This window comes from uncultured Sphingomonas sp., from assembly GCF_913062585.1.
GTDB lineage: Bacteria > Pseudomonadota > Alphaproteobacteria > Sphingomonadales > Sphingomonadaceae > Sphingomonas.
Window position 1 is genome coordinate 128233 of record NZ_CAJXWX010000003.1, and the last position, 24209, is coordinate 152441.

The following is a 24209-nucleotide window of genomic DNA, read 5'->3' on the forward strand; positions in this document are numbered from 1 at the left end:
AGTCAGAAAGCCCGCTCGCCAAAGACGTTGCCCGTCGGGCTATAGCGGCAAACGAGGAAGTCGTCGCTCTTGTTGCTCGCCATCGCGCATCCGACCGCCGTGGATCGTGCCCAGACGATCTGGGTATAATGGGCGACGTCGCCGAACTGGCCGGTCCGGCTCGACTGCGGCACCGGGACATTCACGAAGTCGCGCTGTTCGGCGACCCAATGCCCCATCATCTCGTCGTAACGATAGGCACCGCGCGTGCCGGTCCACAGATTCTCGCCCTGCCGGGTCGGCCCCTGGGGCTGCTCCGCATGTTGGAAGCGCCCGGTCCGCGCCATCTCCTGCGCATAGGCGAGCGCGCTCGCCGCCAGGCCATCGTCCCAACGAAGCGGCGGCAGGCCAACCGCCGCGCGGGCCGCCCGGTGCCCGTCGAGCATCGCCTGACGCAACAGCCCCGCCCCGCGCGGGGACGGCGCGTCGGAGGTCCGCCCGTCGACCACGCGCGCGGGCGGCCGCTCGCCGCCGCCCGACTGTGCCGGCACCAGGGGACCGCAGGCCGCCATGAGCATGGCGAGGGCGGGGAACGATAAGAGATGGCGAAGCGCGCGCATCGCCGCCATATCGGGGCACATCATGTCCTCCGCAATATCGCCGACCCCCACCCTCGATGCCGCGCCGCTGGCCCTCTATGTCCACTGGCCCTTCTGCGTCTCCAAATGCCCCTATTGCGACTTCAACAGCCATGTCCGCGAGTCGGTGGACCAGGAAGCCTGGGCCAAGGCGATGCTCGCCGATCTGGCGCATGAGGCGGCGGCGCTGCCCGGGCGGCGGCTGACCTCGATCTTCTTCGGTGGCGGAACGCCATCGCTGATGCCGCCTTCGACGGTCGCGGCGATGCTGAACGCCGCCGAGCAGCATTGGGGCTTTGCCGATGGGATCGAGATCACGCTGGAGGCGAACCCTTCGTCGGTCGAGGCAGCGCGCTTCGCCGACCTCGCCGCCGCCGGGGTCAACCGGGCGTCGCTGGGCGTGCAGGCGCTGGACGACGCGGCGCTGCGCTTCCTGGGCCGCGCGCACGGCGTCGACGAGGCACTGCGCGCGCTCCAGACGGCCCAGGAACAGTTCGGCCGGGTCAGCTTCGACCTGATCTATGCCCGCCCCGGCCAGCCGCTCGCCGAATGGGAGGCCGAGCTGTCACGCGCGATCGGCTATGGCACCGAGCATCTGTCGCTGTACCAGCTGACCATCGAGCCGGGCACGCGCTTCCATACCGAGGCGGCGGCCGGACGGCTGGTCATCCCCGATGGCGATGCCGCCGCCGACCTGTTCGAGACGACACGGGCCATCACCGCCGCCGCCGGCCTGCCCGCTTACGAAACCTCCAACCATGCCCGGATCGGCGCCGAGAGCCGCCACAACCTGACCTATTGGCGCTATGGCGATTATGCCGGGATCGGGCCTGGCGCCCATGGCCGCCGCGAGGGCGTCGCGACGGCCCGGCGCAAGAAGCCCGAAAACTGGATGGGCGCGGTCGACCGCAACGGCCATGGCATCGAGCTGGAGGAAACCCTTCCCCCCGTCAGCCGCGCGACCGAGGCGCTGGTGATGGGCCTGCGCCTCCACGAGGGCGTCGACCTGTCCCGCGTGACCGCGCTGGCCGAGGGGCGGACGATGGTGGACGACGCGGCCGTCGACCGGCTGGCCGGTCAGGGCCTGGTGCGGCGCGACGGCGACCGGCTGATCGTGACGGAGGCGGGCGCGCTGCTGCTCGATGCGATCCTGCGCGAGGTGGTGGTGACGGACGAGGTCGGCTGACCGGCCTCCGGTCCGCGGTTCCAAGGGTAGCGGGTCCGTCTCTCGGACGAATCGAAATCCAGCGATGCCTTTCCTCCCCTCGCCCCTCGCAGAGGGGAGAGGGTTGCGCAGACTTGGTCTTTGCGAAAGCAAAGGCCTAGTCGGAGCTGGGTGAGGGGTGGGCGCGCAAGGCGCGCGCGAGCCGAAGGCTCGCTCGACCCCTCACCCAAGCTGCGCTAGCCAGTGAACTGGCAAGCTCCGCTAACCCTCTCCCATGTCCAGGGGCGAGGGCAAGAAGAAGCGATCATGAGATATGGGCCCGCTCTAGCCCCCCACCGCCGCGCGCAGCCAGGCGAGATAGGCAGGTGCGGCTTCGATGATCGGCGTGGCGATGATCTCCGGCACGTCATAGCTGTGCATTCCGGTGATCGCGTCGCACAGCGCGGGGAAACGAGCGCGCAGGGTCTTGATGTGCAGCATCACCTCCGGCGCGTGCTGAACCGCGCCGTCCCAGCGATACCAGCTTTCGATCGGCATCGTCTGGACACAGGCCGCCAGCCTGCGCTCGACCAGCATCCTGGCGATCGCGGCGGCCTCGTCCGGGGACGCCGCCGCGCACATCACCAGGATGGCCGCGTCGTTCATTCCCCGAAGCCGGTGGGCGCCGGGCTGACCGTCACCGCCGTGCCGTCGCGGATCTCCTGCACCTCCAGCGCGCGCTCGGCGACGCCGTCGCGGCCGAAGCGGAACGCGCCGTCGATACCCGCAAAACCGTCCGATGCACGCAGCCGCGCCTCCGGGAAGGGCGCATTCATCTTCCAGTCGCGCGCGATGCGCACCGTCAGCAGCACCGAGTCATACCCCAGGCTTGACAGGCGATAGGGCGCGGCCTTGAATCGGGCGCGATATTTGGTCGCATATTGGCGGTAAAGCGTGTTCGACACGCTGGCGAACCACGCCCCGTTAAGCGCCGCGCGCGACGCGATGCCCGATTCGGAATTCCACAGCTCGGTGCCCAGCAGCCGCGTCGTCGCGCCCGATCCACGCTTGATGACCGGCGCGGCCACCGCCGCCGCCGCGCCGCCATCAGCGATCAGGACCGCGTCATAGGGCGCCTTGGCATTCAGCCGCTGCGCCGCCGCCGCGATGCCGCCCGCGACGCGGCCATAGGGCTGGAGCGAGACGACCTGCCCCCCTGCCCCCTCGACCGAGCGCAGAAAGGCGGTCGAGGCACGCTCGCCATACAGGCCGTTGGGGACCAGCCCGGCAAAGGTCGTGACGCCGCGTCCGCGCGCATAGGTGACGACCCGGTCGATCGACTGGGCGGGCGTATAGCCCATCAGATAGGTGCCGTTCCCCGCCACGCCGGTATCGTTGGAAAAACTGATGACCGGCACATGGGCGGCACGCGCGATCGGCGCGACGGCGCGGACATCCTCGGACAGCAGCGGCCCCAGGATCAGCTGCGCGCCCTCGGCGATCGCCCGCTGCGCCGCCGCCGCCGCGCCGTGCGTGGTGTCGTAATTGGTGATTCGGATCGTATCGGCCTGCGCATCGAGCAGCGCCATCATCGTGGCGTTGGCGATCGACTGGCCCACCCCCGCATTGCTGCCCGACAACGGAACCAGCAGCGCGATACGGTGACGCGCCGTGTCGCGCGGCAGGCCGGGTTCGACCTCGGTCGAGGGGCGCGGGCCGGAGGGGGCGGGCCGGGCCTGGGGCTGGTCGACGGGGCCGCGCGGCACGATGGTCTGACAGGCAGCGAGCAACAGCGTCGTCATCAGCGCCAGGCCGCGCCCCAGCCGTCGGACCGGAATTTCGCGAGCGCCGGAATATGCGGCCCCCGGTTGTACGAACAGCCTTGCCTCTGTCATGACGATCCCCGTGACCCAATCCGAACCTATTCTCGAACCCGGCCTGTACATCGTCGCGACCCCCATCGGCAATCTCGGCGATCTGTCCCCGCGCGCGGCCAACATATTGACGAAGGCCGATGTCATCGCGGTCGAGGACAGCCGCGTGACCGCCGGGCTGCTCCGCCATATCGGCGTGAAGCGGCCCATGCAGCCCTATCACGACCATAATGCCGAGCATGTCCGCCCCGGCCTGATCGCGCGCATGGCGACTCAGGCCGTGGCCCTGGTGTCGGACGCGGGCACGCCGCTGATCTCCGACCCCGGTTACAAGCTGGTGCGCGACGCGCGCGCGGCGGGCCATGCCGTGGTGACGATCCCCGGGCCCTGCGCCGCCATCGCCGCGCTGACGCTGGCGGGGCTGCCGACCGACCGTTTCCTGTTCGCGGGCTTCCTGCCGCCCAAGGAAAAGGCGCGCGCCGATGCGATCGCCGAGATCGCGTCGATTCGCGCCACCCTGGTCCTCTACGAATCGGGGCCGCGCCTGGCGGCGACGCTGACCGCACTGGCGCAAGGCCTGGGCGACCGCGAGGCAGCGGTGACGCGTGAGATCACCAAGAAGTTCGAGGAGGCAGTGACCGGCACCCTCTCCACCCTCGCCGCGCGCTATGCCGAGGGCGGGCCGAAGGGCGAGATCGCGATCGTCGTCGCGCCTCCCGGCGAAGCGCCACCCGCCACCGAACAGGATGCCGACGCCGCGCTGGCCGAAGCGCTCACCCGCCTGCCCGCAGGCCGCGCGGCGAGCGAGGTCGCCAAGGCGCTGGGGCTCGACCGCAAGGCGCTCTACGCCCGTGCGCTGGCGATGAAGGAGCCGGATGCGGCGGACTGAGCGGCAGCGTTAACAATTCGGCAAGGAAGTTGAGCGCAGGGCAAGTCAGGAGCCGGACCATGTATGCCATCGCTTTTCGCCACGATCTCAACCTGCTCGACATAAAGTGGACCGGGCATTTCACGCCCGAAATCGCGACCCGCTACGCCCATGAGCTGGTCGAGGCGTTTCGGCGCAGCGGCTTCCGCCCCGGCTATCGCCTGCGCATCGACATGTCCGCGATCAACGTCCAGCCCAAGGACGCGATCATGACGGTGCACGAGGCGCTGCGCGACTTTCCCCGCGCCAGCCGGATCGCGATGGTCAACGGCAGCGCGATCGGGCGACAGCAGATCCGGCGGCTGATGACCCAGCCCTATCTGCGGGTATTCGACCCTGCCGAGGACAGTCTGGCCTGGCTGACCGCGCCGGAGGAATTGGCGGCTTGAGGGCCTGAAGCGTCCTTATGGTCTTGATTGACACGGGCCATGCTGATCGTTGACCAATACTCGTCATGCGAATGCCCGATTTGTCAGAGGATGGATGGTGTCTGGACAATGGCGAAATGTACGCCGCCGCCGCGCCTTCGACCTTCAAGATTCCGCACCTGGATGTTCGCCAGGCGCTAGAACCCGGTGATCTTGCCAAGCTGATTTTTCGGATTACGCTCGACGATGCTGACGGAGGCCCCGGCGCAATCGAAGAGTATGAACGGATGTGGGTCATCGTCCGCGAACGCACATCTTTTGGCTATCTTGGCGTCCTTGATAACAAACCATATTCCATTGCCGAAAATGATAGCCTGTGGCTCGGGACCGAGCTTCCCTTCTGCGCCCACCACATCATAGATGTTGAGCGATCGGACGAAACATCCCGGTCCATTGCGCGATCGGCGCCCCGGATCGCTTGGAAATGAGACCGCATGGGGAACAGACCCGGACACGCCAACGGGCAGAGGAAGCAGGCCGACGCGGTGAAAGGCTCGCCGCCTGGTGGCTGCGGCTGAAAGGCTGGACCATCCTCGACCGCCGAGTCCGTACGCCTGCGGGTGAGGTCGACCTGATCGCCAGGCGCGGGTCGCTGGTCGCATTCGTCGAGGTGAAGACCCGCAAGACCGCCGCCGAACTCGACTTCGCGATCGACGAACGACGGCTGGCGCGAGTCGCGGCGGCGGCGGAGGTGCTGATGCCGAATTATGCCGGGCCGGGCGACGATATTCGGGTCGACGTCATCCTGCTCGCACCGGGCACGCGGCCGCGTCACATCGAAAACGCATGGTGTGGGTGACAGGCGCGCGGACAGCGATTACCTCCCGCCCGTAAAGACCGCCCGAAGGAAGGAACGCCCCATGTCCAAGCCGCTGACCGTCGCCGTCCAGATGGACCCGATGGACCAGATCAACATCGCGGGCGATTCGACCTTCGCGCTGATGCTCTCCGCCCAGACGCGCGGGCATAGGCTGTTCCATTATGACGCGGGCGACCTCAACTGGTCGGACGGGCATCTCTGGACCCGGGCGCATCCCGTCACCGCGCAACGGGTCGCGGGCGACCATTATCGCTTCGGCGAGCCGGTGAAGCTCGATCTCGGCGACGAGGCCGATGTCGTGCTGATGCGGCAGGACCCGCCCTTCGACCTGGGCTATATCACCGCCACCCACCTCTTGGAGCGGGTCGCCGAGAAGACGCTGATCGTCAACAACCCGCGTAGCGTGCGCAACGCGCCGGAAAAGGTCTTCGTCCTCGACTATCCGCAGTTCATGCCGCCCACCCTCGTCACTCGCTCGCTGGATGAGGCGCGGGCCTTCCTGGCCAAACATGGCGAGATCGTCATCAAGCCGCTGCACGGCAATGGCGGCAAGGCGATCTTCAAGGTCGGCCGGGACGGCGCGAACCTGTCCGCGCTGATCGAGGTGTTCAACACCGCCTATCGCGAACCGCATATGGTGCAGGCCTTCCTTCCGGCGGTGGCGAAGGGCGACAAGCGCATCGTCCTGATCGACGGCGAGGTCGCCGGCGCGATCAACCGCCTGCCGGGCGAGGGCGAGATCCGCTCCAACCTGGCGGTCGGCGGCTCGGCGCAGAAGACCGAACTGACGGCGCGCGAGCGCGAAATCTGCGCGGTGCTGGGGCCGGAACTAAAGCGGCGCGGGCTGCTGTTCGTCGGCATCGACGTGATTGGCGGCGAGTGGCTGACCGAGATCAACGTCACTTCCCCCACCGGCATCGTCGCGATCGAAAAGTTCGACGGGACGGATGTCGCCGGGATGATCTGGGACGCAATCGAAGCGAAGGTCGCGGGGAAAGCATAACCTTTTTTCCTCCCCTGCAAGGGGAGGTGGCGCGCGTAGCGCGACGGAGGGGTGTCCCGCTCTCGATAGGGGTGACACCCCTCCACCAGCTTCGCTGGTCCCCCTCCCCTTGCAGGGGAGGAAGAATTCGGCTTGGGAACCCATCCCCCCTCCCGCGCTTTTCCTGCCCTGAGCAACGAAGGGCATAGGCAATGGGTGCAACGACCATCGGCGCCATGGTGGGCGCCGCGATCGACGGCATGTCGGGCGACGACGGCGTCGCGGATGGCGCGATCATCGGCGCGGTGACCGCCAATGTTCTGAAAATCGTGCTGCCGCTCGCCATCACCTATGCGGTGGGCTGGGCGGTGCTGCGCGGCGCAGGCGAGATCAAGGACCGGGTTTTCGGAGAAGCAGCATGATCGGACGTATCATCGGCGCGCTCGTCGGGCGCGAAATCAGCCGTCGCGAAGGTAGCGACGGGTTCAAGGGCGCGGCGCTGGGTGCGCTGGCCGTCGGCGGGATGCGTCGCCTGGGGCCGCTTGGCCTGCTGCTGGGCGGCGGTTACGCGGCCAAAAAGGCCTATGACCGGCACAAGGCGGGCAAAGTCTCGGGCGACCGCTTCTAAAGCCCCGGCGATTTCGCCGATATGTCGCAGCGCGTCGAGCATGGCTTGACGCGCTGCGACTGCGTGCGTCAAAGGCAGGCATGTCCAATTCGCCCGCCAACCCCGACGATCCCCACAAGCTGAAGCGCCGCGGCATGTTGTTCGTGCTGTCCTCGCCCTCCGGCGCGGGCAAGTCGACCATCGCGCGCAAGCTGCTGGCGGACGATGACCATCTGCAGATGTCGGTGTCCGCAACGACGCGCGGGATTCGCCCAGGCGAGGTCGACGGCAAGGACTATCACTTCGTCGACCTCGAGGAATTTCGCCGCATGGTGGCGAATGACGAATTCCTCGAATGGGCGCATGTCTTCGACAATCGCTATGGCACCCCGCGCGCGCAGGTCGAGGCGATGCTGGCGGCCGGCAAGGACGTGCTGTTCGACATCGACTGGCAGGGCGCGCAGCAGCTGTTCCAGATCGCGGGCGGCGACGTGGTCCGCGTCTTCATCTTCCCCCCCTCGATGGAGGAACTGCGCCAGCGACTTGAACGCCGCGCGACCGACTCGGTGGCGGTGATCGACGCCCGCATGGCCCGCGCCGCCAACGAGGTCAGCCACTGGGACGGTTACGACTATGTCCTGGTCAATGACGATGTGGAGCAGTGTTTCCAGGGGGTGAAGACCATCCTCCAGGCCGAACGCCTGAAGCGCTCGCGCCAGACCGGGCTGATCGGGTTCATTCGGAAGCTGACGACGAAATAAGCGCGGGGCGGGGGAATCCCGTGCACTTTGACTTCGCTCAGAGCGAACGGAGGGCGGGGATTGGGGCGACCGGAGCGGTAAGTCCTCCGGGCTCCCTCACCTCCGTTCAGGCTGAGCGCAGTCGAAGCCCACGCCCCGCCGCTTGCTCCGCGAACTACCCCAGCGCCTTCAGAAACCGCACCGCCGCATCGAACTCGCGCCTTTTGCCCTCGCGCGCTTCGACCGCGAGATAATCCTCGCCCCATAGCTCGGCCTGGAAATCCTCGTCGACATGCGCGGCGGTCCATACGGCATCGGCGTCCGCTGCGCCCTCCAGCAGCGCCAACGCCAGCACCAGCGAGCCGGTGATCGTCACCACCGGCGAAAGCGCCGCGAGACGAAACGGGTCGAGCGCCTCGACTGCCTGGGCCAGCCGCGCGACCGTCGCGTCGGGCGGAGGCCGGTGCATGATGCCCGTCACCAGCGTGAAGTGGATGTCGTACCGATCACGCGCCCAGTCGAGCAGCGGGTTCCAGACCCTGTCCTGCCGCTCGATCAGTTCCGGCGGCGAGTCGGTGCGGTAACAGAGCAGGTCGCTCTCGGCATAACGCGCCAGCCCCTCGGCAAAGGGGGCCGCATCGGCCGCGATCCGGTCGATCGCCGCATTGGCCAGCCCGGTCAGCGGCATGGCGCGCGGGTCGATCGTCTCCGCGACGCTGCGCCATTCGTCCGCCACCGCCTCGGCCAGTGCGGTCGTGGGCAGCGCCAGCGGCACGCGGCCGGGCGTCCGCACCGGCCTGTCGTCCAGCCGCACGACGCGATCGGCATCGACGGTCACCTCGGTCCAGAAGCGCTTCATTCGCCACCGCTCCGCCAACGAAGCGCCAGCCCGGCGGGGACGATCGCGATCATGCCCAGCGCCGAGAAGACGATGGCGACGCCCAATGCCTTTTCCGGCCAAGCCACCCCGCGCGACGCCAGCATTACGCCGAACAGCGCCCCCGCCACGCCGATCAGGCGGACGGCCATGATGATGAACCAGCGCCGCCGGGCCAGGGTATCGCGGCTCATCGCCGCACCAGCAGCGCGGGCAGGTCCGCCACCTCTTGCGCGACGACGTCCGCGCCCGCGTTCACCAGTTCGTGCACGTCATGATATCCCCAGGCGACACCGATCGCGAAGGCGCCCGCCGCCCTGCCCATCGCCATGTCGAAGCTCGTATCGCCGATCATCGCGACATCCTCGGCCGCCACGCCCGTTTCCGCCATGGCGGCGAGCACCATGGACGGATCGGGCTTGGAAGGATGCCGGTCGGCCGTCTGCAGCGTGACGAAATGATGCGTCAGGCCATGTTCGGCGAGCACCCGCGCCAATCCGCGATCCGACTTGCCCGTGGCCACGCCCATCAGCCAGCCCTGCCCCGCCAGATGGTCGAGCAGCGCCGGAATGCCGTCGAACAAAGGCTCGGGCTCCATCGCGCCCTCGGTACGCAGGCGGAAGAAGGCGGCCTTATAGTCGCTTGCCAGTCGGTGATGCACCGCCTCCGGCAGATCGGGCGCCAGCACGCGCATCGCCTCGACCAGGCTCAGCCCCACGATCCGGCGAATCGCGGTGGCGGGCGGCGGGACCAGGTCGGACAGCTGAAAGGCTTCGACCGCTGCGAGGTAGATATTGGCCTGGCTGTCGACCAGGGTGCCGTCGCAATCGAACAGGGCAAGGCGCGGGCGCGTCATCGCCCCCTCCTATCGGCAAGCCCTGCGCGGGGGAAGCATGACGTTTTGCATGAACATTGGCTAACAACCGCATTCAGCATCCGAACAGCGCGAATCGGGCAAAAGGTCTTCAACGACGACGGGAATCACCCCGCCGCCGCCGGTTTGAAGATCAAGGGAGATCGTGATGTTCAAGAAGCTTTCGCTCGCTGCCGCCGCCCTTGCCGTCGGCGCCACGGCCATGGTTCCGACCGCTGCTTCGGCGCAGCGTTATTACGACCGCTATGACCGCGCCTATGGCGACGCCTATTCCGACGGTTACAACCGTGGCCCGCGTTACGATCGCGGCTATCGGGGCGACCGTGGCTATTATGACCAGCGCGGCTATGCCTATCGCGGTCCGCAGCGCTGCAACAGCGGCACCACGGGCACCATTGTCGGCGCGATCGCCGGTGGTCTGCTGGGCCGCACGATCGACACCCGGGGCGACCGCACCCTCGGCACGATCCTGGGCGGCGGCGCCGGTGCGCTGGCCGGTAACGCGATCGAAAAGTCGAACAACCCCGGCTATTGCCGTCGCTAACGGGATGGGGGCGCGACGTCCCCCTCCCCCAAATCCGGAAGCCCCGTCGACTTATGGTCGGCGGGGCTTTCTGCGTCATCGCCATGTACCTTGCATAACAGGATACATGCCATTACCTAGGCCGCATGGATATCGGAAGCTGGCAATCGCAGTTGCGCAAGGGCGCGGCCGAACTCGTGTTGCTGTCGGTGCTGTCGCGCGGTGAAGCCTATGGCCTGGAGATCCTCGCGCGCATCCGGGCGGGCGGCGATCTGGTCAGCGAGGGCAGCCTCTATCCGCTGCTCGCCCGGCTGGAAAAGGCAGGGCGAATCGCCGGCCGTTGGGAGCTGCCGGCCGAGGGCGGCAATCCGCGCAAATATTATCGCCTGACGCCCGAAGGCGCGGCGCTGTCCGAGGCGATGCGCGCCGCCTGGATCGAATTCCGCACCACCATCACCACCCTTGTCGAGGATCCGTCATGACCGAGCCTGCCCGCGTGATCGCCGATTATGTCCGCCGCCTGCGCTGGTCGCTGCAGGCGATTCCCGCTGCGGATCGCGCCGGGCTGGTGCGGGAAATCGAAAGCCATCTGAACGACAGCCTCGCTGCGGGCGCGGATTCGTTCGATGCGACGATCCGGGCGATGGGTCCGCCCCATGCGCTGGCAGCGCGCTATGTTCAGGAATATCGCCTGGCCGGCGCGTTGGCCGAGGACCGGCCGGTGGCGCTGATCGGCGCGATGCTGGTCCGGTCGGGGCGCAGCGTCGCGGCGTTCGGTGCGGTGCTGGCGGCGATGCTGCTCTATCTCTTCGCGCTGTGCCTGGCCGCCGTTGCCATCGCCAAGCCGCTGTTTCCGACGCATGTCGGGCTATGGTCGCCGCCGCAAGGCGGTGCCTTCGGTATCATGACCGAGCCGCCCGCCGCGCCGGAAATGATGGGGCTATGGATCCTGCCGGTCGCCATTGCCGGAGCGCTGGGGTGTTATGCGCTGGCGACGCTGGTTCTGCGAGGGACGGGACGACATTTGTTGCGGCATACCGGCCTTTAATTCCTCCCCTGCAAGGGGAGGGGGACCATGCGTAGCATGGTGGAGGGGTTTAACCGCCGGTGGCACTCCGATCTCAAGCGCTGACACCCCTCCGTCAGGCATTCGGCCTGCCACCTCCCCTGCAAGGGGAGGAATGGCCTGGTGTTACCGTGCGCCCCGGCCCCGCCGTTCGCCGCGCCGTTCCTTGCGATATTGCTTGGCATGGGCCTTGGCGCGCTGCTTCAGCACGTCCTTGGACGGGGGGCCGCGATCCTCGTCCTGGGGCAGGACGTCGCCGCGAATCTCGTCGAAGCCCAGCTGGTTCATCGACTCGGCGAAGTGGCTGGGCAGCTCGGCGGTCTGGTCGATCCGGCCGCCATCGGGATGATCGACCCGGATGCGCCGCGCGTGCAAGTGCATCTTGCGGCTGATCCCCCCGGTCAGGAACGCCGCCGCACCGCCATATTTGCCGTCGCCGACGATCGGATGGCCGATCGCCGCCATATGCACGCGAAGCTGGTGGGTGCGGCCCGTAAAGGGCTGCAACTCGACCCAGCAGCAGCGATTGCCCGCCCGCTCGATCACCCGGTAGCGCGAGCGCGCGGCCTGGCCGTTTTCTTCGTCGACATGCATCTTCTCGCCGCCGGTCCCCGGCTGCTTGGCGATGGGCAGTTCGACCGTGCCGTCCTCGATCGAGGGGACGCCGACGACCAGCGCCCAGTAGATCTTCTTGGCGGTGCGCCCCGAAAAGGCCTTGGCGAAGAAGGCCGCCGCCCGCGCATTGCGCGCGACGAGCAGCGCGCCCGAGGTATCCTTGTCGAGCCGGTGGACCAGCTTGGGCCGCCCCTCCGCCTCGAACTGCAACGCGTCGAGCAGGCCGTCGACATGGGTGGTCGTCTTGGTCCCGCCCTGCGTCGCCAGCCCCGGCGGCTTGTTGAGGACCAGCGCGTCGCGATCCTTGTGGATCACCATCTCGCGCGCAAACGACTCCTCATCCTCGGACAGAATGTGGCGCGGCCGCATCGTCGGCTTGCTGCTTTCGGCCAGCGCGGGCTCGGCGGGCGGAACGCGCAGCACCTGGCCCGCCGTGATCCGGTCGCCCGGCGTGGCGCGCGAACCGTCGACGCGCAACTGCCCGGTACGCGCCCATTTGGCGACGGTCGTGAAGCTCGTTTCGGGCAGATGCCGCTTGAACCAGCGGTCCAGACGGATTCCGTCGTCGTCATACCCGACCGTAAATTGGCGGACAGAGTCCGTCATGAAAAAATCCTCGTCATCCAAAGCCCAGCCCATAGCGCGGCCAGCGAGCCCAGCAGCGAGAGGGCGATATAGGCCATGGCCACACCCCCCTGCCCCCGCTCGATCAGCGTGATGGTGTCGAGCGAAAAGGACGAGAAGGTCGTATAGCCCCCCAATATCCCGACACCGATGAACAGCCGCCACCCCTCGCCCGCCCCGGTCCGGGCCAGCACGCCCGCCAGCACGCCCATGGCGAGACAACCGAACCAGTTGACCGCGAGCGTGCCGTAAGGAAAGCCGGGGCCCAGTGCATCGGTCAGCACGCGCCCCGTCAGATACCGTCCCCCCGAGCCCAGCGCGCCGCCCAGCATCACGAGAAGAAGTGGTGACATGATCCTGTCGCCCTTAGCGCAACCGCGCCTTTCACGCAAAGGACAAGCATTGGGGGGCGAATCCCATCCTTCCCCGGCCCGATGGGGACGGAATGAAGGCAATCCGGCCCGACGTCGATCCAGCCTATCCCCCCTTCACCACCAGGTCGACATCCGTGCCGCCGTCACGCGGCGTGGCATAGACCATATACGCCGCCTCGCCCCGCGTGCCGCCCAGGACATGCTGCGCGCCGTCCATCTTGTGTTCGGCGGAATAGCCGGCCCGGCTGGCCTGGGTGTAATAATAGTCGATCACCTTTGCGACCGGCGCCGCGGTACGCAGGCTGACGATGCGGAAGGCGCAGTTGTTCGCGTCGTTGCCCGCCGCCTCGGCCACCTGCGCACCGGGATAGGGCGCCAGCGCCTGGGGCAGGCGTTGCGCCCAACCGGCCGAATAACGCAGCCCCGACAGACAGGCGGCGTTGGCGGCCTGCTGCCCCGCCTTGGCCGCCAATGTATAGGCCCCGGCCGACGCCCGGCATTCCGGGCAATCGCGCGACGCGGCCGGGGCGGACTTCAGCGTGCGCGGATCGACGGGATCGACGGGCAGCGGCATGGAGGGCACCTGATCGCTCGGCGGCCGGTTGGGCGGGCGGACAGCATTGGCGTTGGCGCTCTGGGTCAGGCCGGGATCGACCATGATCTGCCCGGCCAGCGCCTCGCGCAGTTGCGGGTCGCGGGTCGGACTGCCGTCGTTCATCGCGGCGAGTTCGTTGTCGAGCGCATTCAGCTGCGCATCGTCATCCGGCTTGCCGCCGCACCCGGCGATCAGCAAACATGCCAGCGAAATCAGGGTCGGTCGCATCTTGGCCATCATGCCCTCGCCTTAGCACAGGGATGCGACATCTTCCTTAACGGCCGAAACGCCATCACGCGATGCGGCCGCACCGGCGCTTGTATGGGCGGCGCGGCGACGCCATCTTGATCGCCATGCTGAACCTGTTTTCCATCGTCATCGGCCTGGTCGCGCTGCTGCTCGGCATCGTGCCGTTCCTGCCCTTTTTCGCCTGGGGCTATTGGTTCGTCATCCCCATCGCGATCGTCGGCGCGGCGGTCGGCGCGCTCTCGTCACGAAACGGCGGGCGCAATCTCAACCTGATCCTCATTTTGATCTTCGGCCTGCGCTTGATGCTGGGCGGCGGGTTCATTTAAAAGGAAAAGGCCCGGCGGGTTTCCCCGCCGGGCCCTATTGCCGGTCGCTCGGGCGACTTAGCGGCAGCGGACCTGACCGCGGTCGATCTGCTGGCCGAGCAGCGCGCCGCCGCCCGCACCGATCACCGTGCCCAGCAGGCGCGAACCGCCACCCGCGATCACATTGCCCAGCGCGCCGCCGGCCAGACCGCCGATGACCAGACCGGTGGTGCCGTCATTGCGGCGGCAATAATAGCGGCCGTTCATGCCGCGATAGATGCGGTCGTTCCGGCCGAGCGCACGGGGCTGATAATAGCGACCGTCGCGATAATAGCGCTCGGGATAATAGCCGCGCTGACCCGGCTCGAAGCGATTATAGTCGTAGTTGCGCCAGCGAACGTTGCGCATGTCCTTGCGATAATCCTGGCGGGCATCGCGAATGTCCTCGCGATATTCGCGGTGGGCTTCGCGAACATCGCGGCGCGAGTCGGCCCGACGGACATCGCGGTTATAGTCACGACGGGCATCACGAACCTCGTCGCGATATTCCTGGCGCGCTTCCCAGCCATTGCGCTGAGCCTCGGCAGGAATGGCGGTAAAAGCGGTGGCGGCGATCGTCGCCGACAAGAGAGCGATACGCATTACTAAACTCCCGTTGAAGATGGATATGAGAACCCGAGACCTCGCGGGATGTTGCGTGAACCCAAAACTACCTGCCATTCACTTCACAGACAGGCGCATGCGTTTGATTTTCTAAATAGAAAGGGCGCCACCCGGAGGTGACGCCCCTGTTTCCCGACGTCGCGGAAAAGGCCGTTAGCGGCAGCGGCGATTGCTGGTGCCGCGCTCGATCTCGCGACCCGCCAGCGCACCGACGGCGGCGCCGCCCAGCGTGCCCAGCGTACGGTCGCCGCGCGTGTCGATGGTGCGGCCCAGCAGCGCACCCGCGACGCCGCCGACCACCAGGCCGGTGGTGCCGTCCGGCTTGCGGCAGCGGACGCGGCCGCGATCATCGCGCCACTCGCGATACTTGTAGCGACGCTGGGCGTCGGCGGCGGTGGTGGGGAGGACCAGCGCGGGGACGACCATCGCGGTGCAGCCCAGGGCAAGCATCAATTTCCGCATGACAAACTTCCTTCCTGATGTGTTCTGATGCCGTAACGTTCCAATTCTACTGTCTGTTGCATGAACGTCAGATAACGTCACGTTCATCGAAATGACGCCCTTTTCGGAAGCGGGGGCGGGCTCTAGGGTCGCCTGCGATGCTGCCCCAACCGACCGCCATGCTGCCCGCCGTAATGCCCTGGCTCGACCTGGCGGGACTGGCCGTGTTCGCGGTTTCGGGCGCGCTGGCCGCGGCCAAGCATCGCCAGACCATGGTGACGCTGGTGTTCTTCGCGCTGATTACGGGGGTTGGCGGCGGCACGCTGCGCGACCTGCTGATCGACGCGCCGGTCTTCTGGGTGCATGATGCGCGGGTGCCCCTGGTCTGCCTGGTCGCGGCGGTGGCGGTCTGGGCGACGCCGGCGCGCTGGTGGCGGGGCAGCGCACTGGACTGGTTCGATGCGGTGGGGCTGGCGGCCTATGCTGTGTACGGCGCGGCCAAGGCGAGCGGATATGGCATTCCCCCGATTCCGGCGGCGATGCTGGGGGTGGTGTCGGCCTGTGTCGGCGGCATCATCCGCGACGTCATCGCGGGCGAGCCTTCGATCCTGATGCGCCCCGAACTGTATGTCACCGCCGCCGCGCTGGCCTCGACCAGCTATGTGCTGCTGAGCGCGCTTGGCGTGCCGGGGGCCGGGCCGATCGCGGCGCTGGCGGGATTCGCCTTGCGCGGGGCCGCGATCCGGTATCGGCTCGCTTTGCCTGCCTATCCGGCCAAGGGGTAGGATCGAGCGGTAGCGCCGGGGCGTGGCCTTCGATTTCGCTCAGGCTGAACGGAGCGAAGAATCATCCCCGCCTCCGTTCGGGCTGAGCGAAGTCGAAGCCCAAGGGAAACCCTCACCGCCCGAGCATCAACTCCGGCCGCACCACCCGGTCGAAGGTCGCCTCATCGACCAGCCCCAGTTCCAGCCCCGCCTCCTTCAGCGTCTGCCCCTTCTGATGCGCGTGCTTGGCGATCTTGGCGGCGTTGTCATAACCGATCTCGGGCGCGAGCGCGGTCACGAGCATCAGCGAGCGGTCGAGCAGTTCGGTGATCCGGTCGCGATTGACCGTCATCCCCTCGACGGTGCGCTCCGCGAAGCTCTCCATCCCGACCGACAGCAGATGGACCGAGCGTAGGGCGTTCGCGCCGATCAACGGCTTGAAGACGTTCAGTTCCAGATGCCCCTGCAAGCCGCCGACCGTCACGGCGGCATTGTTACCGATCACCTGCGCGGCGACCATGGTCAGCATCTCGCACTGGGTCGGGTTGACCTTGCCCGGCATGATCGAGCTGCCCGGCTCATTGGCTGGCAGTTCCAGCTCGCCCAGCCCCGAGCGCGGGCCGGAGCCCAACAAGCGGATGTCGTTGGCGATCTTGGTCAGCGCCACCGCCAGCACGTTCAGCGTGCCGTGCAGGTCGACCAGCCCGTCATTGCTGGCCAGCGCCTCGAACTTGTTAGGCGCAGTGACGAAGTCCAGGCCCGTCGCCTCGGCGATTTCGGCGGCGATCGACTCGGCGAAACCGTTCGGCGCGTTCAGCCCGGTGCCGACCGCCGTCCCCCCTTGCGCCAGCGGCAGGATATTGCGGTGAAGCGTCCCCTCGATCCGGTCGCGGGCATTGGCCAGCTGCTGCACATAGCCGGAAAATTCCTGGCCCAGCGTCAGCGGGGTCGCGTCCTGCAAATGGGTGCGGCCGATCTTGACGATGTCGTCCCATGCCTTCGCCTTGGCATTCAGCGCGGCGTGCAGCCGGTCGAGCGCGGGGAAAAGCTGCTGCGTCACCGCCAGCGCAGCGGCGACATGAAGCGCGGTCGGGAAGGTGTCGTTGGACGACTGGCCGCGATTGACGTCGTCATTGGGGTGGACCGGCGATTTGCCGCCGCGCGTGCCGGTCAGCATCTCATTGGCGCGGCCCGCAATCACCTCATTGGCGTTCATGTTGGACTGGGTGCCGGAGCCCGTCTGCCAGATGACCAGCGGGAACTGGTCGTCATGCCGCCCGTCGATCACCTCCTGCGCCGCCGCCTCGATCGCATCGGCCTTGTCCGCCGACAGCCCGTGCCCGCGATTGATTCGCGCGGCGGCCTTTTTGACGATGGCCAGCGCATGGACGATGCCGATCGGCATCTGCTCGCGCGCGCCGAAGGGGAAGTTTTCCAGGCTGCGCTCGGTCTGCGCGCCCCAATAGGTGGTGGCGGGGACGTCGATCGGGCCGATCGAGTCGGTTTCGGTGCGGGTAGCGGTGGGGGTCTGGGTCATGGGCTAGGGACTCACCGGGTAGGGAATGGGTTCCCGGTGAATATCAAGCCCTCTCCCCTCCGGGGAGAGGGTTGGGTGAGGGGTTGAGGCTTGGCGAAACAGGCGGACTGCAGGTCCGACCCCAGCCCCTCACCCCGGCCCTCTCCCCGAGGGGGAGAGGGAGAAGGGACTCGCGCCTCTGCGCGAACCGAAATTACTTCTTCCGCTTGAAGTCCACCGCGACGACATTGCTGCCGTCCTCGACCGGCTTGGCGACGGGTTCGTCATTTTCGGCCGAACCGTGCGGATCGGGATCGCTCTGGGGATCGTCGGCGACGTGGAAGCCCAGCTCGAACTGAACCTCCGGGTCCTGGAAACGGGTGATCGCCGAATAGGGAATCACCAGCTTCGAGGGCACCTGGTTGAAGCTGAGGCCGACCGAGAAGCGATTCTCGTCCACCGTCAAGTCCCAGAAGCGATTCTGCAGGACGATGGTCATCTCGTCCGGGAATCGCTCGACCAGCCGCTGCGGGATGTCGACGCCAGGCGCCTGGGTCTTGAAGGTGATGTAGAAATGATGCGTGCCGGGCAGTTGCCCCGTCTCCGCCACCGGGCCGAGCACACGCCCCACCACGGCGCGCAGGGCCTCCTGCACGATGTCGTCATAGGGGATGAGGCTGTCGGGCAATCCTTCGGTCATGGCCCATGGACTAGCGGCCTTTGATCGCGGGTCAAGATTGCATGGGACGGATAGGTGTTTAAGGGAGGGGCCATGCGCACCGCCACCGTCCACCGCGCCACCGCGGAAACCGTCATCGACGTCACCGTCAATCTCGACGGCACCGGCGTCTATCAGAACGCCACCGGCATCGGGTTTCTCGACCATATGCTCGACCAGCTGTCGCGGCATTCGCTGATCGATCTTTCGGTCAAGGTCGAGGGCGACCTGCATATCGACGGGCACCACACCACCGAGGACAGCGCGCTGGCGATCGGACAGGCCTTTGCCAAGGCGCTGGGCGACAAGCGCGGCATCTATCGGTACGGCGAAGCGCTGTCGCCGATGGACGAGGTGCTGACCCGCACCGCGCTCGACATTTCGGGGCGGCCCTGGCTGGTGTGGAAGGTACCGTTCACCAACCCGATGCTCGGCACGCTCCAGACCGAGATGATCGAGCACTGGTTCCACAGCTTCGCACAGGAGGCCGGGATCACGCTCCACGTCGAGCTGCTGCACGGCCACAACAACCATCACATCGCCGAGAGCGTCTTCAAGGGCCTGGCGCGTGCGCTGCGGATGGCGGTCGAGATCGACCCGCGCAAGGCCGACGCCATCCCCTCGACCAAGGGCATGCTGTGACGCTGGCGCTGATCGACATCGAGTCGGGCAATCTCCACTCGGTCGACAATGCCCTGCGCGCGGCAGGGGCGAGCGATGTCGTCATCACCGCCGATCCGGATGTGATCGCCAAGGCCGACCGGATCGTGCTGCCGGGCGTCGGCGCGTTCGGCGCGTGCGCGGCCAATCTGCGCGCCGTCGACGGGCTGGAAGAGGCGCTGCGCGAGGCCGCCCTCACCCGCGCCCGCCCCTTTCTGGGCATTTGCGTGGGCATGCAGCTGCTCGCCGACACCGGCGAGGAAATGGGGGAGCATCGCGGGCTTGGCTGGATCCGCGGCCGTGTGGCGCGACTCACGCCGTCCGATCCGGCGGCGAAGGTGCCGCATATGGGCTGGAACGATGTCCGCCCATTGCACGACCACCCGCTGATCGTGCCGGGCGAGGCCTATTTCCTCCACAGTTTTGCCTTTACCGGCGAGCATGTGCTGGCGACCACCGACCATGACGGCGCCGTCACCGCCGCGATCGGCCGCGACACGATCGTCGGCGCGCAATTCCACCCCGAGAAGAGCCAGCGTTATGGCCTCTCCTTCCTCACCCGTTTCCTGGAGTGGCATCCGTGAGCCTGATCGTCTTTCCCGCCATCGACCTGAAGGGCGGCCAAGTGGTGCGTCTGGCCGAGGGCGATATGGACCGCGCGACCGTCTATGGCGACGATCCCACCCATCAGGCGATGCTCTTCGCCGAGGCGGGCGCGCAGCATCTGCACGTCGTCGACCTCGACGGCGCCTTTGCGGGCGAGTCGGTCAATGGCGAGGCGGTGCAGGCGATCGTCCAGGCGTTCCCCGGCCATGTCCAGCTGGGCGGCGGCATCCGTAACCCTGCGAATGTCGAGCGCTGGTTCGATCTGGGCGTCTCGCGCGTGGTGATCGGCACTGCGGCGCTGGAGAATCCCGACTTCGTGCGTGACATGGCCAAGGCCTATCCCGGTGGCATCGTCGTCGCGGTCGATGCCAAGGACGGCATGGTCGCCACGCGCGGCTGGGCAGACGTGTCGGACGTGTCGGTCGAGGATCTGGCGCGGCGGTTCGAGGATGCGGGCGTGGCCGCGCTCCTCTTTACGGACGTGGGCCGTGATGGGTTGCTCAAGGGCTGCAACGTGCCTGCAACCGTCGATCTGGCGCGCGCGGTGCGGATTCCCGTCATCGCCAGCGGCGGTGTGGCGGGAATCGGCGACATTCATATGCTGGCCCTCCATCATCAGGACGGGGTCGAGGGCGTCATCACCGGCCGCGCGCTCTATGACGGGCGGCTCGATCTGGCGGCGGCCTTGTCGGTGGCGGCGGCCGCATGACCGTCCGTGCGCGTGTCATCCCCTGTCTCGACGTCGCGAACGGCCGGGTGGTCAAGGGCGTCAACTTCGTCGACCTGATCGATGCGGGCGATCCCGTCGAACAGGCGCGCGCCTATGACGCCGCCGGCGCGGACGAGCTGTGCTTCCTCGACATCACCGCCAGCCATGAGGCGCGCGGCACCATCCTGGACGTGGTGCGGCGGACGGCGGCGGTATGCTTCATGCCGCTGACCGTGGGCGGCGGGGTCCGCACGGCGGAGGATGCGCGTGCGCTGTTGCTGGCAGGGGCGGACAAGGTGGCGGTCAACTCCGCCGCCGTCAGCCGCCCGGAGGTCGTCTCCGACATTGCCGAGCGATTCGGCAGCCAGTGCTGCGTCGCCAGCGTCGACGCACGGCGGACGGCAGATGGCTGGGAGGTGTTCACCCATGGCGGACGGCGCGCGACCGGGATCGACGCGGTCGAGCATGCGCTGCGCCTGGCGGAGCTGGGTGCTGGCGAACTCCTCGTCACCTCGATGGACCGGGACGGGACGCGGGGCGGATATGACCTGGAGTTGATCCGCACCATCGCCGATCGGACCAGCGTGCCGGTGGTGGCGAGCGGCGGAGTCGGCGGGCTGGACGATCTGGTCGCGGGGGTGCGTGACGGTCATGCCTCGGCGGTGCTGGCGGCGTCGATCTTCCACTTCGGTGATGCGTCGATCGCGGATGCGCACCGGGCGCTGGCAGCGGCGGGGGTGCCGGTTCGGGCACATTGATTTCACGCGAAGCCGCTAAGCCGCGAAGGTTTTTGGGGTTCGCGCGGAGGCGCGGAGAGTTTGGATTTGGGGGGCTGCATGGCGGCTCATGCACGGTGTTTGTCTTCCGATTGCCACGCCGCCCTACCCCCGTTCACGCTGAGCGAAGTCGAAGCGTACGCCCTGCCCTTTGCCAGACGGGATTCCCTTGGCCTTCGACTTCGCTCGGGCTGAACGGCGGTGGGATTACGGGCAACCGCCATCGACCGGGAGACCTTCCCACGTCAGTGAGGCAGACCGCCGCGCCCCCTCCAAGACCAAACTCTCTGCGCCTCCGCGCCTCTGCGCGAACCAAAAAAACCGTCGCGCCTTCGCGTCTTCGCGCGAACTCAAATCCCCCGGATGACCCGCTCCCGCGACGCTGCTAAACTCCCTCCATGCCACTCGCGATCATGACCCCTGCCAACGGCCATAGCGGTATCATCCGCGTGCGCACCCATCCGGAGTTGTCGGACATCGCGCTGTTCGTCTTTGCGATCGGCGCGATCTGGTTCCTGCGTCGTGCCATGCGCCGCCGCAATCGCAAGGATTGACGCGGACGCGTCGGCGCGTCACCCAGCCGCGCATGGACATGCTCGACCGCCTCGAAGCCACGATCCGCGCGCGCCGCGACGAAGGTGACGCCGCCACCTCCTATGCCGCCAGCCTGTTCGCCAAGGGACGGCCGAAGATCGCGCAGAAACTGGGCGAGGAAGCGGTCGAAACCGTCATCGCCGCCATGGCCCAGCCCGACAAGATCGTGTCGGAGGCCGCCGACCTCATGTTCCACCTGATCGTGCTGCTGGCCGACACCGGCCATTCGCTGGACGATGTCCGCGCCGAACTCGCCCGGCGCGAGGGCGTGTCGGGGCATGACGAAAAGGCCGCGCGCGCCCGCTGATCCCTCGGAGACCATTGATGCCGATCGACGCCACCCTGCCCTATGACGACCAGAATGTCTTCGCGAAGATCCTGCGCGGCGAGATTCCGTCGACCCGCGTCTATGAAGACGAGTGGGCGGTCGCCTTCCACGACATCGCGCCGCACGCGCCGACCCATATCCTGGTGATCCCGCGCGGCGCGTATGTGTCGTGGGACGATTTCTCGACCCGAGCGAGCGAAGCGGAGATCGCCGGTTTCGTCCGTGCCGTCGGCCATGTCGCGCGCGAAGCGGGGGCGGTTCAGCCGGGATACCGGCTGCTGGCGAATATCGGGCCCGATGCCGGACAGGAAGTGCCGCATCTCCATGTCCATATCCTGGCGGGCAGGCCGCTCGGCCCGATGCTGGCGCGCTGACGTCCCCTCTTGGCACGCCCCTCCCGCCTGCGGGAGGGGCTTACCGCGATAGGAACACCATTCCCACTCCCCCAACCGGGAGAGGGCTTTAATCGCGCCCCGACCGCATCCCCGGCGTCTTAGGGATTGCGCGTAATAAAATTGCAGCTAACTTCCCCGACCATTCACCGGACGCCGGGCGCGCCTCATATCGGGGCCGCCCTTCCCTTGGGGGGATTGGACATTCATGATTTTCGGGCGCGTTAAGCCTCTGGACGCCATTTTGGCGACCGCCGAGAAGAAGGGGCTGCAACGATCGCTAGGCGCGTTCCAGCTCACCATGCTGGGTATCGGCGCGGTCATCGGCACGGGCATCTTCGTTCTCACCTCCGAAGCCGCGCAAAAGGCGGGGCCGGGGATGATGCTGTCGTTCGTGCTGGCAGGCTTTGTCTGCGCGGTGGCGGCACTCTGCTATTCCGAGCTGGCCTCGATGGTGCCGGTCGCCGGGTCGGCTTATACCTATACCTATGCGGTCATGGGCGAACTGCTCGCCTGGATGGTCGGCTGGGCGCTGATCCTGGAATATGCGGTCGGCGCCTCGGCCGTCGCGGTCGGCTGGTCGGGTTATGTGGTGGGGCAGATCCGCAACCTGCTGGGCATCGACATACCGATGGAGTGGGTTAACGGCCCCTCCTCGGGCGGCTATATCAACCTGCCCGCCGTCATCATCTCGCTGCTCGTCACCTGGCTGCTGGTCGTCGGCACGACCGAGAGCGCGCGCGTCAACGCCATCCTGGTCGCGATCAAGGTCGCCGCGCTGACCTTGTTCATCGCGCTGTCGGTGCCGGTGATGAACGGCGCGAATTTCCACCCGTTCATGCCGACCGGCCTGACGGGCGTGGCGGGCGCCGCGGCCTCGATCTTCTTCGCCTATGTCGGCTTCGACGCGGTCTCGACCGCCGCCGAGGAAACCAAGAACCCGCAGCGCAACGTGCCGATCGGCCTGATCGCCTCGCTGCTGTTCTGCACCGTCTTCTACCTGCTGGTGTCGGCGGGCGCGATCGGTTCGCCGCTGGGTGCGCAGCCGGTGCGCGATGCCGCCGGCGTCGTGCTGTCGCCCGGCACGTCGGAACTGACCGCGCAGTGCAAGGCGGTCGTCGCCAGTGGCGCGGCCGAACCGCTGTCCTGCTCGAAGGAAGCGCTGGCGCATGTCCTGCGCACCATCGGCTGGGAAAAGATCGGCAACCTGATCGGCCTGGCCGCCACGCTGGCGCTGCCCTCGGTCGTGCTGATGATGATGTTCGGCCAGACCCGCGTGTTCTTCACCATGGCGCGTGACGGCCTGTTGCCCAAGGCGTTCGCCAAGGTCCATCCGAAGTACAAGACGCCGCACGTCGTCACGATCGTGACGGGTCTGGCCGCGACCTTCGCATCGGCCTTCCTGCCGGTCGGCAAGCTGGCCAATTATTCCAATTCGGGCACGCTCTTCGCCTTCCTGATGGTGGCCGTGTCGGTGCTGGTGCTGCGTCGGACCGACCCGGATCGTCGTCGTCCGTTCCGCACGCCCTTGGTGTGGATCGTCGCGCCGCTCGCGATCGTCGGCTGCCTGTATCTGTTCCTCTCGCTCGACTGGGGCTCGATCCTCGTCCTGCCCATCTGGGGTGCGGTCGGCCTGGCCATCTATTTCGGCTATAGCCGCAAGCGCAGCTATGTCGGGCGCGGCATCGTCGATGTCGTCGACGATCCCGCGATGCAGCCGGAGGTCGCCAAGCCGATCGACCGCTGATCGGTTTCGCGAAGACATGGAAAAGGCCCGGGGGAGCGATCCTCCGGGCCTTT

Annotated in this window: 35 protein-coding genes; 22 read left to right on the plus strand and 13 right to left on the minus strand. The window is 67.3% G+C overall.

Annotation, left to right across the window (positions count from 1 at the left end; all coding sequences use genetic code 11):
- Positions 1-2: 2 nt before the first annotated feature.
- The gene (locus QZ546_RS03885; RefSeq protein WP_367113507.1) at positions 3-623 is read right to left on the minus strand and encodes a CAP domain-containing protein; all 621 of its coding nucleotides are present in this window, start codon (positions 621-623) and stop codon (positions 3-5) included.
- Between QZ546_RS03885 and hemW the strand changes: the two genes are divergently transcribed.
- Complete coding sequence (gene hemW, locus QZ546_RS03890) at positions 622-1803, plus strand: radical SAM family heme chaperone HemW (RefSeq protein WP_294235001.1); 1182 nt, start codon at positions 622-624, stop codon at positions 1801-1803. The genes QZ546_RS03885 and hemW overlap by 2 nt on opposite strands.
- A 303-nt stretch (positions 1804-2106) precedes the next feature.
- Here the strand turns inward: hemW and cutA are convergent, their stop codons facing one another.
- Positions 2107-2427 (minus strand): divalent-cation tolerance protein CutA, encoded by a 321-nt coding sequence (gene cutA / locus QZ546_RS03895; RefSeq protein ID WP_294235003.1) that lies wholly within the window; start codon positions 2425-2427, stop codon positions 2107-2109.
- The gene (locus QZ546_RS03900; protein ID WP_294235242.1) at positions 2424-3563 is read right to left on the minus strand and encodes a penicillin-binding protein activator; all 1140 of its coding nucleotides are present in this window, start codon (positions 3561-3563) and stop codon (positions 2424-2426) included. The genes cutA and QZ546_RS03900 overlap by 4 nt, the downstream gene beginning before the upstream one ends.
- 91 nt (positions 3564-3654) lie before the next feature.
- Between QZ546_RS03900 and rsmI the strand changes: the two genes are divergently transcribed.
- The 8 genes from rsmI (at position 3655) to gmk (ending at position 8161) form a co-directional block, all read left to right on the plus strand.
- The gene (gene rsmI, locus QZ546_RS03905) at positions 3655-4524 is read left to right on the plus strand and encodes a 16S rRNA (cytidine(1402)-2'-O)-methyltransferase (RefSeq protein WP_294235005.1); all 870 of its coding nucleotides are present in this window, start codon (positions 3655-3657) and stop codon (positions 4522-4524) included.
- 59 nt (positions 4525-4583) lie between these two features.
- Positions 4584-4952 (plus strand): STAS/SEC14 domain-containing protein, encoded by a 369-nt coding sequence (locus QZ546_RS03910; protein ID WP_294235007.1) that lies wholly within the window; start codon positions 4584-4586, stop codon positions 4950-4952.
- A 116-nt stretch (positions 4953-5068) separates the two neighbouring features.
- A complete protein-coding gene (locus QZ546_RS03915) occupies positions 5069-5419 on the plus strand; it encodes a hypothetical protein (protein ID WP_294235010.1) in 351 nt (116 codons plus the stop codon).
- A complete protein-coding gene (locus tag QZ546_RS03920) occupies positions 5416-5790 on the plus strand; it encodes a YraN family protein (RefSeq protein ID WP_294235012.1) in 375 nt (124 codons plus the stop codon). The genes QZ546_RS03915 and QZ546_RS03920 overlap by 4 nt, the downstream gene beginning before the upstream one ends.
- Before the next feature lie 61 nt (positions 5791-5851).
- Positions 5852-6814, plus strand: coding sequence for a glutathione synthase (gene gshB / locus QZ546_RS03925; RefSeq protein ID WP_294235014.1), 963 nt, complete (start codon positions 5852-5854; stop codon positions 6812-6814).
- A gap of 191 nt (positions 6815-7005) precedes the next feature.
- Positions 7006-7215 (plus strand): hypothetical protein, encoded by a 210-nt coding sequence (locus QZ546_RS03930; RefSeq protein WP_294235017.1) that lies wholly within the window; start codon positions 7006-7008, stop codon positions 7213-7215.
- Entirely contained in the window at positions 7212-7421 is a 210-nt protein-coding gene (locus QZ546_RS03935; RefSeq protein ID WP_294235019.1) for a hypothetical protein, read from the plus strand. The genes QZ546_RS03930 and QZ546_RS03935 overlap by 4 nt, the downstream gene beginning before the upstream one ends.
- 80 nt (positions 7422-7501) lie before the next feature.
- Complete coding sequence (gmk, locus tag QZ546_RS03940; RefSeq protein ID WP_294235021.1) at positions 7502-8161, plus strand: guanylate kinase; 660 nt, start codon at positions 7502-7504, stop codon at positions 8159-8161.
- 154 nt (positions 8162-8315) lie between these two features.
- Here the strand turns inward: gmk and QZ546_RS03945 are convergent, their stop codons facing one another.
- The 3 genes from QZ546_RS03945 to QZ546_RS03955 are packed head-to-tail and all read right to left on the minus strand — an operon-like array spanning position 8316 to position 9873.
- A complete protein-coding gene (locus QZ546_RS03945; RefSeq protein WP_294235023.1) occupies positions 8316-8999 on the minus strand; it encodes an ATP12 family chaperone protein in 684 nt (227 codons plus the stop codon).
- Positions 8996-9211: a hypothetical protein gene (locus QZ546_RS03950; RefSeq protein ID WP_294235024.1), complete on the minus strand. Its 216-nt coding sequence runs from the start codon at positions 9209-9211 to the stop codon at positions 8996-8998. The genes QZ546_RS03945 and QZ546_RS03950 overlap by 4 nt, the downstream gene beginning before the upstream one ends.
- Positions 9208-9873, minus strand: coding sequence for an HAD-IA family hydrolase (locus tag QZ546_RS03955; RefSeq protein ID WP_294235028.1), 666 nt, complete (start codon positions 9871-9873; stop codon positions 9208-9210). The genes QZ546_RS03950 and QZ546_RS03955 overlap by 4 nt, the downstream gene beginning before the upstream one ends.
- Before the next feature lie 166 nt (positions 9874-10039).
- Here QZ546_RS03955 and QZ546_RS03960 point away from each other — a divergent pair, with 166 nt between their 5' ends.
- The 3 genes from QZ546_RS03960 to QZ546_RS03970 all read left to right on the plus strand — a co-directional run bounded on the left by QZ546_RS03960 (position 10040) and on the right by QZ546_RS03970 (position 11462).
- Entirely contained in the window at positions 10040-10435 is a 396-nt protein-coding gene (locus tag QZ546_RS03960; protein WP_294235030.1) for a glycine zipper 2TM domain-containing protein, read from the plus strand.
- Positions 10436-10560: 125 nt separating this feature from the next.
- On the plus strand, positions 10561-10896 hold the full coding sequence (locus QZ546_RS03965; RefSeq protein WP_294235032.1) for a PadR family transcriptional regulator: 336 nt from the start codon (positions 10561-10563) through the stop codon (positions 10894-10896).
- Positions 10893-11462, plus strand: coding sequence for a hypothetical protein (locus QZ546_RS03970; RefSeq protein WP_294235034.1), 570 nt, complete (start codon positions 10893-10895; stop codon positions 11460-11462). Before QZ546_RS03965 ends, QZ546_RS03970 begins: the two co-directional genes overlap by 4 nt.
- A gap of 144 nt (positions 11463-11606) precedes the next feature.
- Here the strand turns inward: QZ546_RS03970 and QZ546_RS03975 are convergent, their stop codons facing one another.
- The 3 genes from QZ546_RS03975 to QZ546_RS03985 all read right to left on the minus strand — a co-directional run bounded on the left by QZ546_RS03975 (position 11607) and on the right by QZ546_RS03985 (position 13928).
- Positions 11607-12701, minus strand: coding sequence for an RluA family pseudouridine synthase (locus tag QZ546_RS03975; RefSeq protein WP_294235036.1), 1095 nt, complete (start codon positions 12699-12701; stop codon positions 11607-11609).
- A complete protein-coding gene (gene crcB / locus QZ546_RS03980; RefSeq protein ID WP_294235038.1) occupies positions 12698-13072 on the minus strand; it encodes a fluoride efflux transporter CrcB in 375 nt (124 codons plus the stop codon). Before crcB ends, QZ546_RS03975 begins: the two co-directional genes overlap by 4 nt.
- Positions 13073-13196: 124 nt before the next feature.
- Positions 13197-13928, minus strand: a complete 732-nt coding sequence (locus QZ546_RS03985; RefSeq protein ID WP_294235040.1) for a hypothetical protein — start codon at positions 13926-13928, stop codon at positions 13197-13199.
- A 113-nt stretch (positions 13929-14041) separates the two neighbouring features.
- On the opposite strand from QZ546_RS03985, the gene QZ546_RS03990 reads away from it, so the two are divergent.
- Entirely contained in the window at positions 14042-14263 is a 222-nt protein-coding gene (locus QZ546_RS03990; protein WP_294235244.1) for a hypothetical protein, read from the plus strand.
- Positions 14264-14320: 57 nt separating this feature from the next.
- Here QZ546_RS03990 and QZ546_RS03995 read toward each other — a convergent pair whose 3' ends face one another.
- A complete protein-coding gene (locus QZ546_RS03995) occupies positions 14321-14884 on the minus strand; it encodes a glycine zipper 2TM domain-containing protein (RefSeq protein ID WP_294235042.1) in 564 nt (187 codons plus the stop codon).
- A 174-nt stretch (positions 14885-15058) separates the two neighbouring features.
- Positions 15059-15367: a glycine zipper 2TM domain-containing protein gene (locus QZ546_RS04000; RefSeq protein WP_294235044.1), complete on the minus strand. Its 309-nt coding sequence runs from the start codon at positions 15365-15367 to the stop codon at positions 15059-15061.
- Positions 15368-15504: 137 nt separating this feature from the next.
- Between QZ546_RS04000 and QZ546_RS04005 the strand changes: the two genes are divergently transcribed.
- Positions 15505-16131, plus strand: a complete 627-nt coding sequence (locus QZ546_RS04005) for a trimeric intracellular cation channel family protein (RefSeq protein WP_294235046.1) — start codon at positions 15505-15507, stop codon at positions 16129-16131.
- Between the two features lie 112 nt (positions 16132-16243).
- On the opposite strand, the gene fumC is transcribed toward QZ546_RS04005, so the two are convergent.
- Positions 16244-17647: a class II fumarate hydratase gene (gene fumC, locus QZ546_RS04010; protein WP_294235048.1), complete on the minus strand. Its 1404-nt coding sequence runs from the start codon at positions 17645-17647 to the stop codon at positions 16244-16246.
- Positions 17648-17840: 193 nt separating this feature from the next.
- Positions 17841-18326, minus strand: a complete 486-nt coding sequence (locus QZ546_RS04015; RefSeq protein WP_294202697.1) for an SspB family protein — start codon at positions 18324-18326, stop codon at positions 17841-17843.
- 72 nt (positions 18327-18398) lie between these two features.
- On the opposite strand from QZ546_RS04015, the gene hisB reads away from it, so the two are divergent.
- From hisB to QZ546_RS04055, 8 genes are all read left to right on the plus strand, one after another.
- Complete coding sequence (gene hisB / locus QZ546_RS04020; protein ID WP_294235050.1) at positions 18399-18986, plus strand: imidazoleglycerol-phosphate dehydratase HisB; 588 nt, start codon at positions 18399-18401, stop codon at positions 18984-18986.
- Positions 18983-19588: an imidazole glycerol phosphate synthase subunit HisH gene (gene hisH, locus QZ546_RS04025; RefSeq protein ID WP_294235052.1), complete on the plus strand. Its 606-nt coding sequence runs from the start codon at positions 18983-18985 to the stop codon at positions 19586-19588. Before hisB ends, hisH begins: the two co-directional genes overlap by 4 nt.
- The gene (gene hisA / locus QZ546_RS04030; RefSeq protein WP_294235054.1) at positions 19585-20319 is read left to right on the plus strand and encodes a 1-(5-phosphoribosyl)-5-[(5-phosphoribosylamino)methylideneamino]imidazole-4-carboxamide isomerase; all 735 of its coding nucleotides are present in this window, start codon (positions 19585-19587) and stop codon (positions 20317-20319) included. Before hisH ends, hisA begins: the two co-directional genes overlap by 4 nt.
- The gene (gene hisF / locus QZ546_RS04035; RefSeq protein ID WP_056430683.1) at positions 20316-21077 is read left to right on the plus strand and encodes an imidazole glycerol phosphate synthase subunit HisF; all 762 of its coding nucleotides are present in this window, start codon (positions 20316-20318) and stop codon (positions 21075-21077) included. Before hisA ends, hisF begins: the two co-directional genes overlap by 4 nt.
- Positions 21078-21493: 416 nt before the next feature.
- Positions 21494-21649, plus strand: coding sequence for a hypothetical protein (locus QZ546_RS04040; RefSeq protein ID WP_167348890.1), 156 nt, complete (start codon positions 21494-21496; stop codon positions 21647-21649).
- A 32-nt stretch (positions 21650-21681) separates the two neighbouring features.
- Positions 21682-21996 carry a phosphoribosyl-ATP diphosphatase gene (locus tag QZ546_RS04045; protein WP_294235246.1) on the plus strand — a complete coding sequence of 105 codons (315 nt, stop codon included), beginning with the start codon at positions 21682-21684 and terminating at the stop codon, positions 21994-21996.
- A gap of 17 nt (positions 21997-22013) precedes the next feature.
- On the plus strand, positions 22014-22391 hold the full coding sequence (locus QZ546_RS04050) for a histidine triad nucleotide-binding protein (RefSeq protein WP_294235060.1): 378 nt from the start codon (positions 22014-22016) through the stop codon (positions 22389-22391).
- Positions 22392-22617: 226 nt separating this feature from the next.
- Positions 22618-24156, plus strand: coding sequence for an amino acid permease (locus tag QZ546_RS04055; RefSeq protein WP_294235062.1), 1539 nt, complete (start codon positions 22618-22620; stop codon positions 24154-24156).
- Positions 24157-24209: the final 53 nt, after the last annotated feature.

Bases quoted from the DNA above. Each gene is read 5' to 3' on its own strand.
- QZ546_RS04050 (WP_294235060.1), top strand. From the start codon at position 22,014: ATGCCGATCGACGCCACCCTGCCCTATGACGACCAGAATGTCTTCGCG.
- QZ546_RS03960 (WP_294235030.1), top strand. From the start codon at position 10,040: ATGTTCAAGAAGCTTTCGCTCGCTGCCGCCGCCCTTGCCGTCGGCGCC.
- QZ546_RS03930 (WP_294235017.1), top strand. From the start codon at position 7,006: ATGGGTGCAACGACCATCGGCGCCATGGTGGGCGCCGCGATCGACGGC.
- QZ546_RS03950 (WP_294235024.1), bottom strand. From the start codon at position 9,211: ATGAGCCGCGATACCCTGGCCCGGCGGCGCTGGTTCATCATCATGGCC.
- QZ546_RS03995 (WP_294235042.1), bottom strand. From the start codon at position 14,884: ATGCGTATCGCTCTCTTGTCGGCGACGATCGCCGCCACCGCTTTTACC.
- QZ546_RS04005 (WP_294235046.1), top strand. From the start codon at position 15,505: ATGCTGCCCCAACCGACCGCCATGCTGCCCGCCGTAATGCCCTGGCTC.
- cutA (WP_294235003.1), bottom strand. From the start codon at position 2,427: ATGAACGACGCGGCCATCCTGGTGATGTGCGCGGCGGCGTCCCCGGAC.
- QZ546_RS03985 (WP_294235040.1), bottom strand. From the start codon at position 13,928: ATGATGGCCAAGATGCGACCGACCCTGATTTCGCTGGCATGTTTGCTG.
- QZ546_RS04045 (WP_294235246.1), top strand. From the start codon at position 21,682: ATGGACATGCTCGACCGCCTCGAAGCCACGATCCGCGCGCGCCGCGAC.
- QZ546_RS03910 (WP_294235007.1), top strand. From the start codon at position 4,584: ATGTATGCCATCGCTTTTCGCCACGATCTCAACCTGCTCGACATAAAG.
- QZ546_RS03920 (WP_294235012.1), top strand. From the start codon at position 5,416: ATGAGACCGCATGGGGAACAGACCCGGACACGCCAACGGGCAGAGGAA.
- QZ546_RS04055 (WP_294235062.1), top strand. From the start codon at position 22,618: ATGATTTTCGGGCGCGTTAAGCCTCTGGACGCCATTTTGGCGACCGCC.
- crcB (WP_294235038.1), bottom strand. From the start codon at position 13,072: ATGTCACCACTTCTTCTCGTGATGCTGGGCGGCGCGCTGGGCTCGGGG.
- QZ546_RS03945 (WP_294235023.1), bottom strand. From the start codon at position 8,999: ATGAAGCGCTTCTGGACCGAGGTGACCGTCGATGCCGATCGCGTCGTG.
- QZ546_RS03955 (WP_294235028.1), bottom strand. From the start codon at position 9,873: ATGACGCGCCCGCGCCTTGCCCTGTTCGATTGCGACGGCACCCTGGTC.
- gshB (WP_294235014.1), top strand. From the start codon at position 5,852: ATGTCCAAGCCGCTGACCGTCGCCGTCCAGATGGACCCGATGGACCAG.
- QZ546_RS03970 (WP_294235034.1), top strand. From the start codon at position 10,893: ATGACCGAGCCTGCCCGCGTGATCGCCGATTATGTCCGCCGCCTGCGC.
- hemW (WP_294235001.1), top strand. From the start codon at position 622: ATGTCCTCCGCAATATCGCCGACCCCCACCCTCGATGCCGCGCCGCTG.
- rsmI (WP_294235005.1), top strand. From the start codon at position 3,655: ATGACGATCCCCGTGACCCAATCCGAACCTATTCTCGAACCCGGCCTG.
- hisB (WP_294235050.1), top strand. From the start codon at position 18,399: ATGCGCACCGCCACCGTCCACCGCGCCACCGCGGAAACCGTCATCGAC.
- QZ546_RS03935 (WP_294235019.1), top strand. From the start codon at position 7,212: ATGATCGGACGTATCATCGGCGCGCTCGTCGGGCGCGAAATCAGCCGT.
- QZ546_RS04000 (WP_294235044.1), bottom strand. From the start codon at position 15,367: ATGCGGAAATTGATGCTTGCCCTGGGCTGCACCGCGATGGTCGTCCCC.
- QZ546_RS03885 (WP_367113507.1), bottom strand. From the start codon at position 623: ATGATGTGCCCCGATATGGCGGCGATGCGCGCGCTTCGCCATCTCTTA.
- hisF (WP_056430683.1), top strand. From the start codon at position 20,316: ATGACCGTCCGTGCGCGTGTCATCCCCTGTCTCGACGTCGCGAACGGC.
- QZ546_RS03965 (WP_294235032.1), top strand. From the start codon at position 10,561: ATGGATATCGGAAGCTGGCAATCGCAGTTGCGCAAGGGCGCGGCCGAA.
- QZ546_RS03990 (WP_294235244.1), top strand. From the start codon at position 14,042: ATGCTGAACCTGTTTTCCATCGTCATCGGCCTGGTCGCGCTGCTGCTC.
- QZ546_RS03900 (WP_294235242.1), bottom strand. From the start codon at position 3,563: ATGACGACGCTGTTGCTCGCTGCCTGTCAGACCATCGTGCCGCGCGGC.
- QZ546_RS04015 (WP_294202697.1), bottom strand. From the start codon at position 18,326: ATGACCGAAGGATTGCCCGACAGCCTCATCCCCTATGACGACATCGTG.
- gmk (WP_294235021.1), top strand. From the start codon at position 7,502: ATGTCCAATTCGCCCGCCAACCCCGACGATCCCCACAAGCTGAAGCGC.
- QZ546_RS03915 (WP_294235010.1), top strand. From the start codon at position 5,069: ATGTACGCCGCCGCCGCGCCTTCGACCTTCAAGATTCCGCACCTGGAT.
- QZ546_RS03975 (WP_294235036.1), bottom strand. From the start codon at position 12,701: ATGACGGACTCTGTCCGCCAATTTACGGTCGGGTATGACGACGACGGA.
- QZ546_RS04040 (WP_167348890.1), top strand. From the start codon at position 21,494: ATGCCACTCGCGATCATGACCCCTGCCAACGGCCATAGCGGTATCATC.
- fumC (WP_294235048.1), bottom strand. From the start codon at position 17,647: ATGACCCAGACCCCCACCGCTACCCGCACCGAAACCGACTCGATCGGC.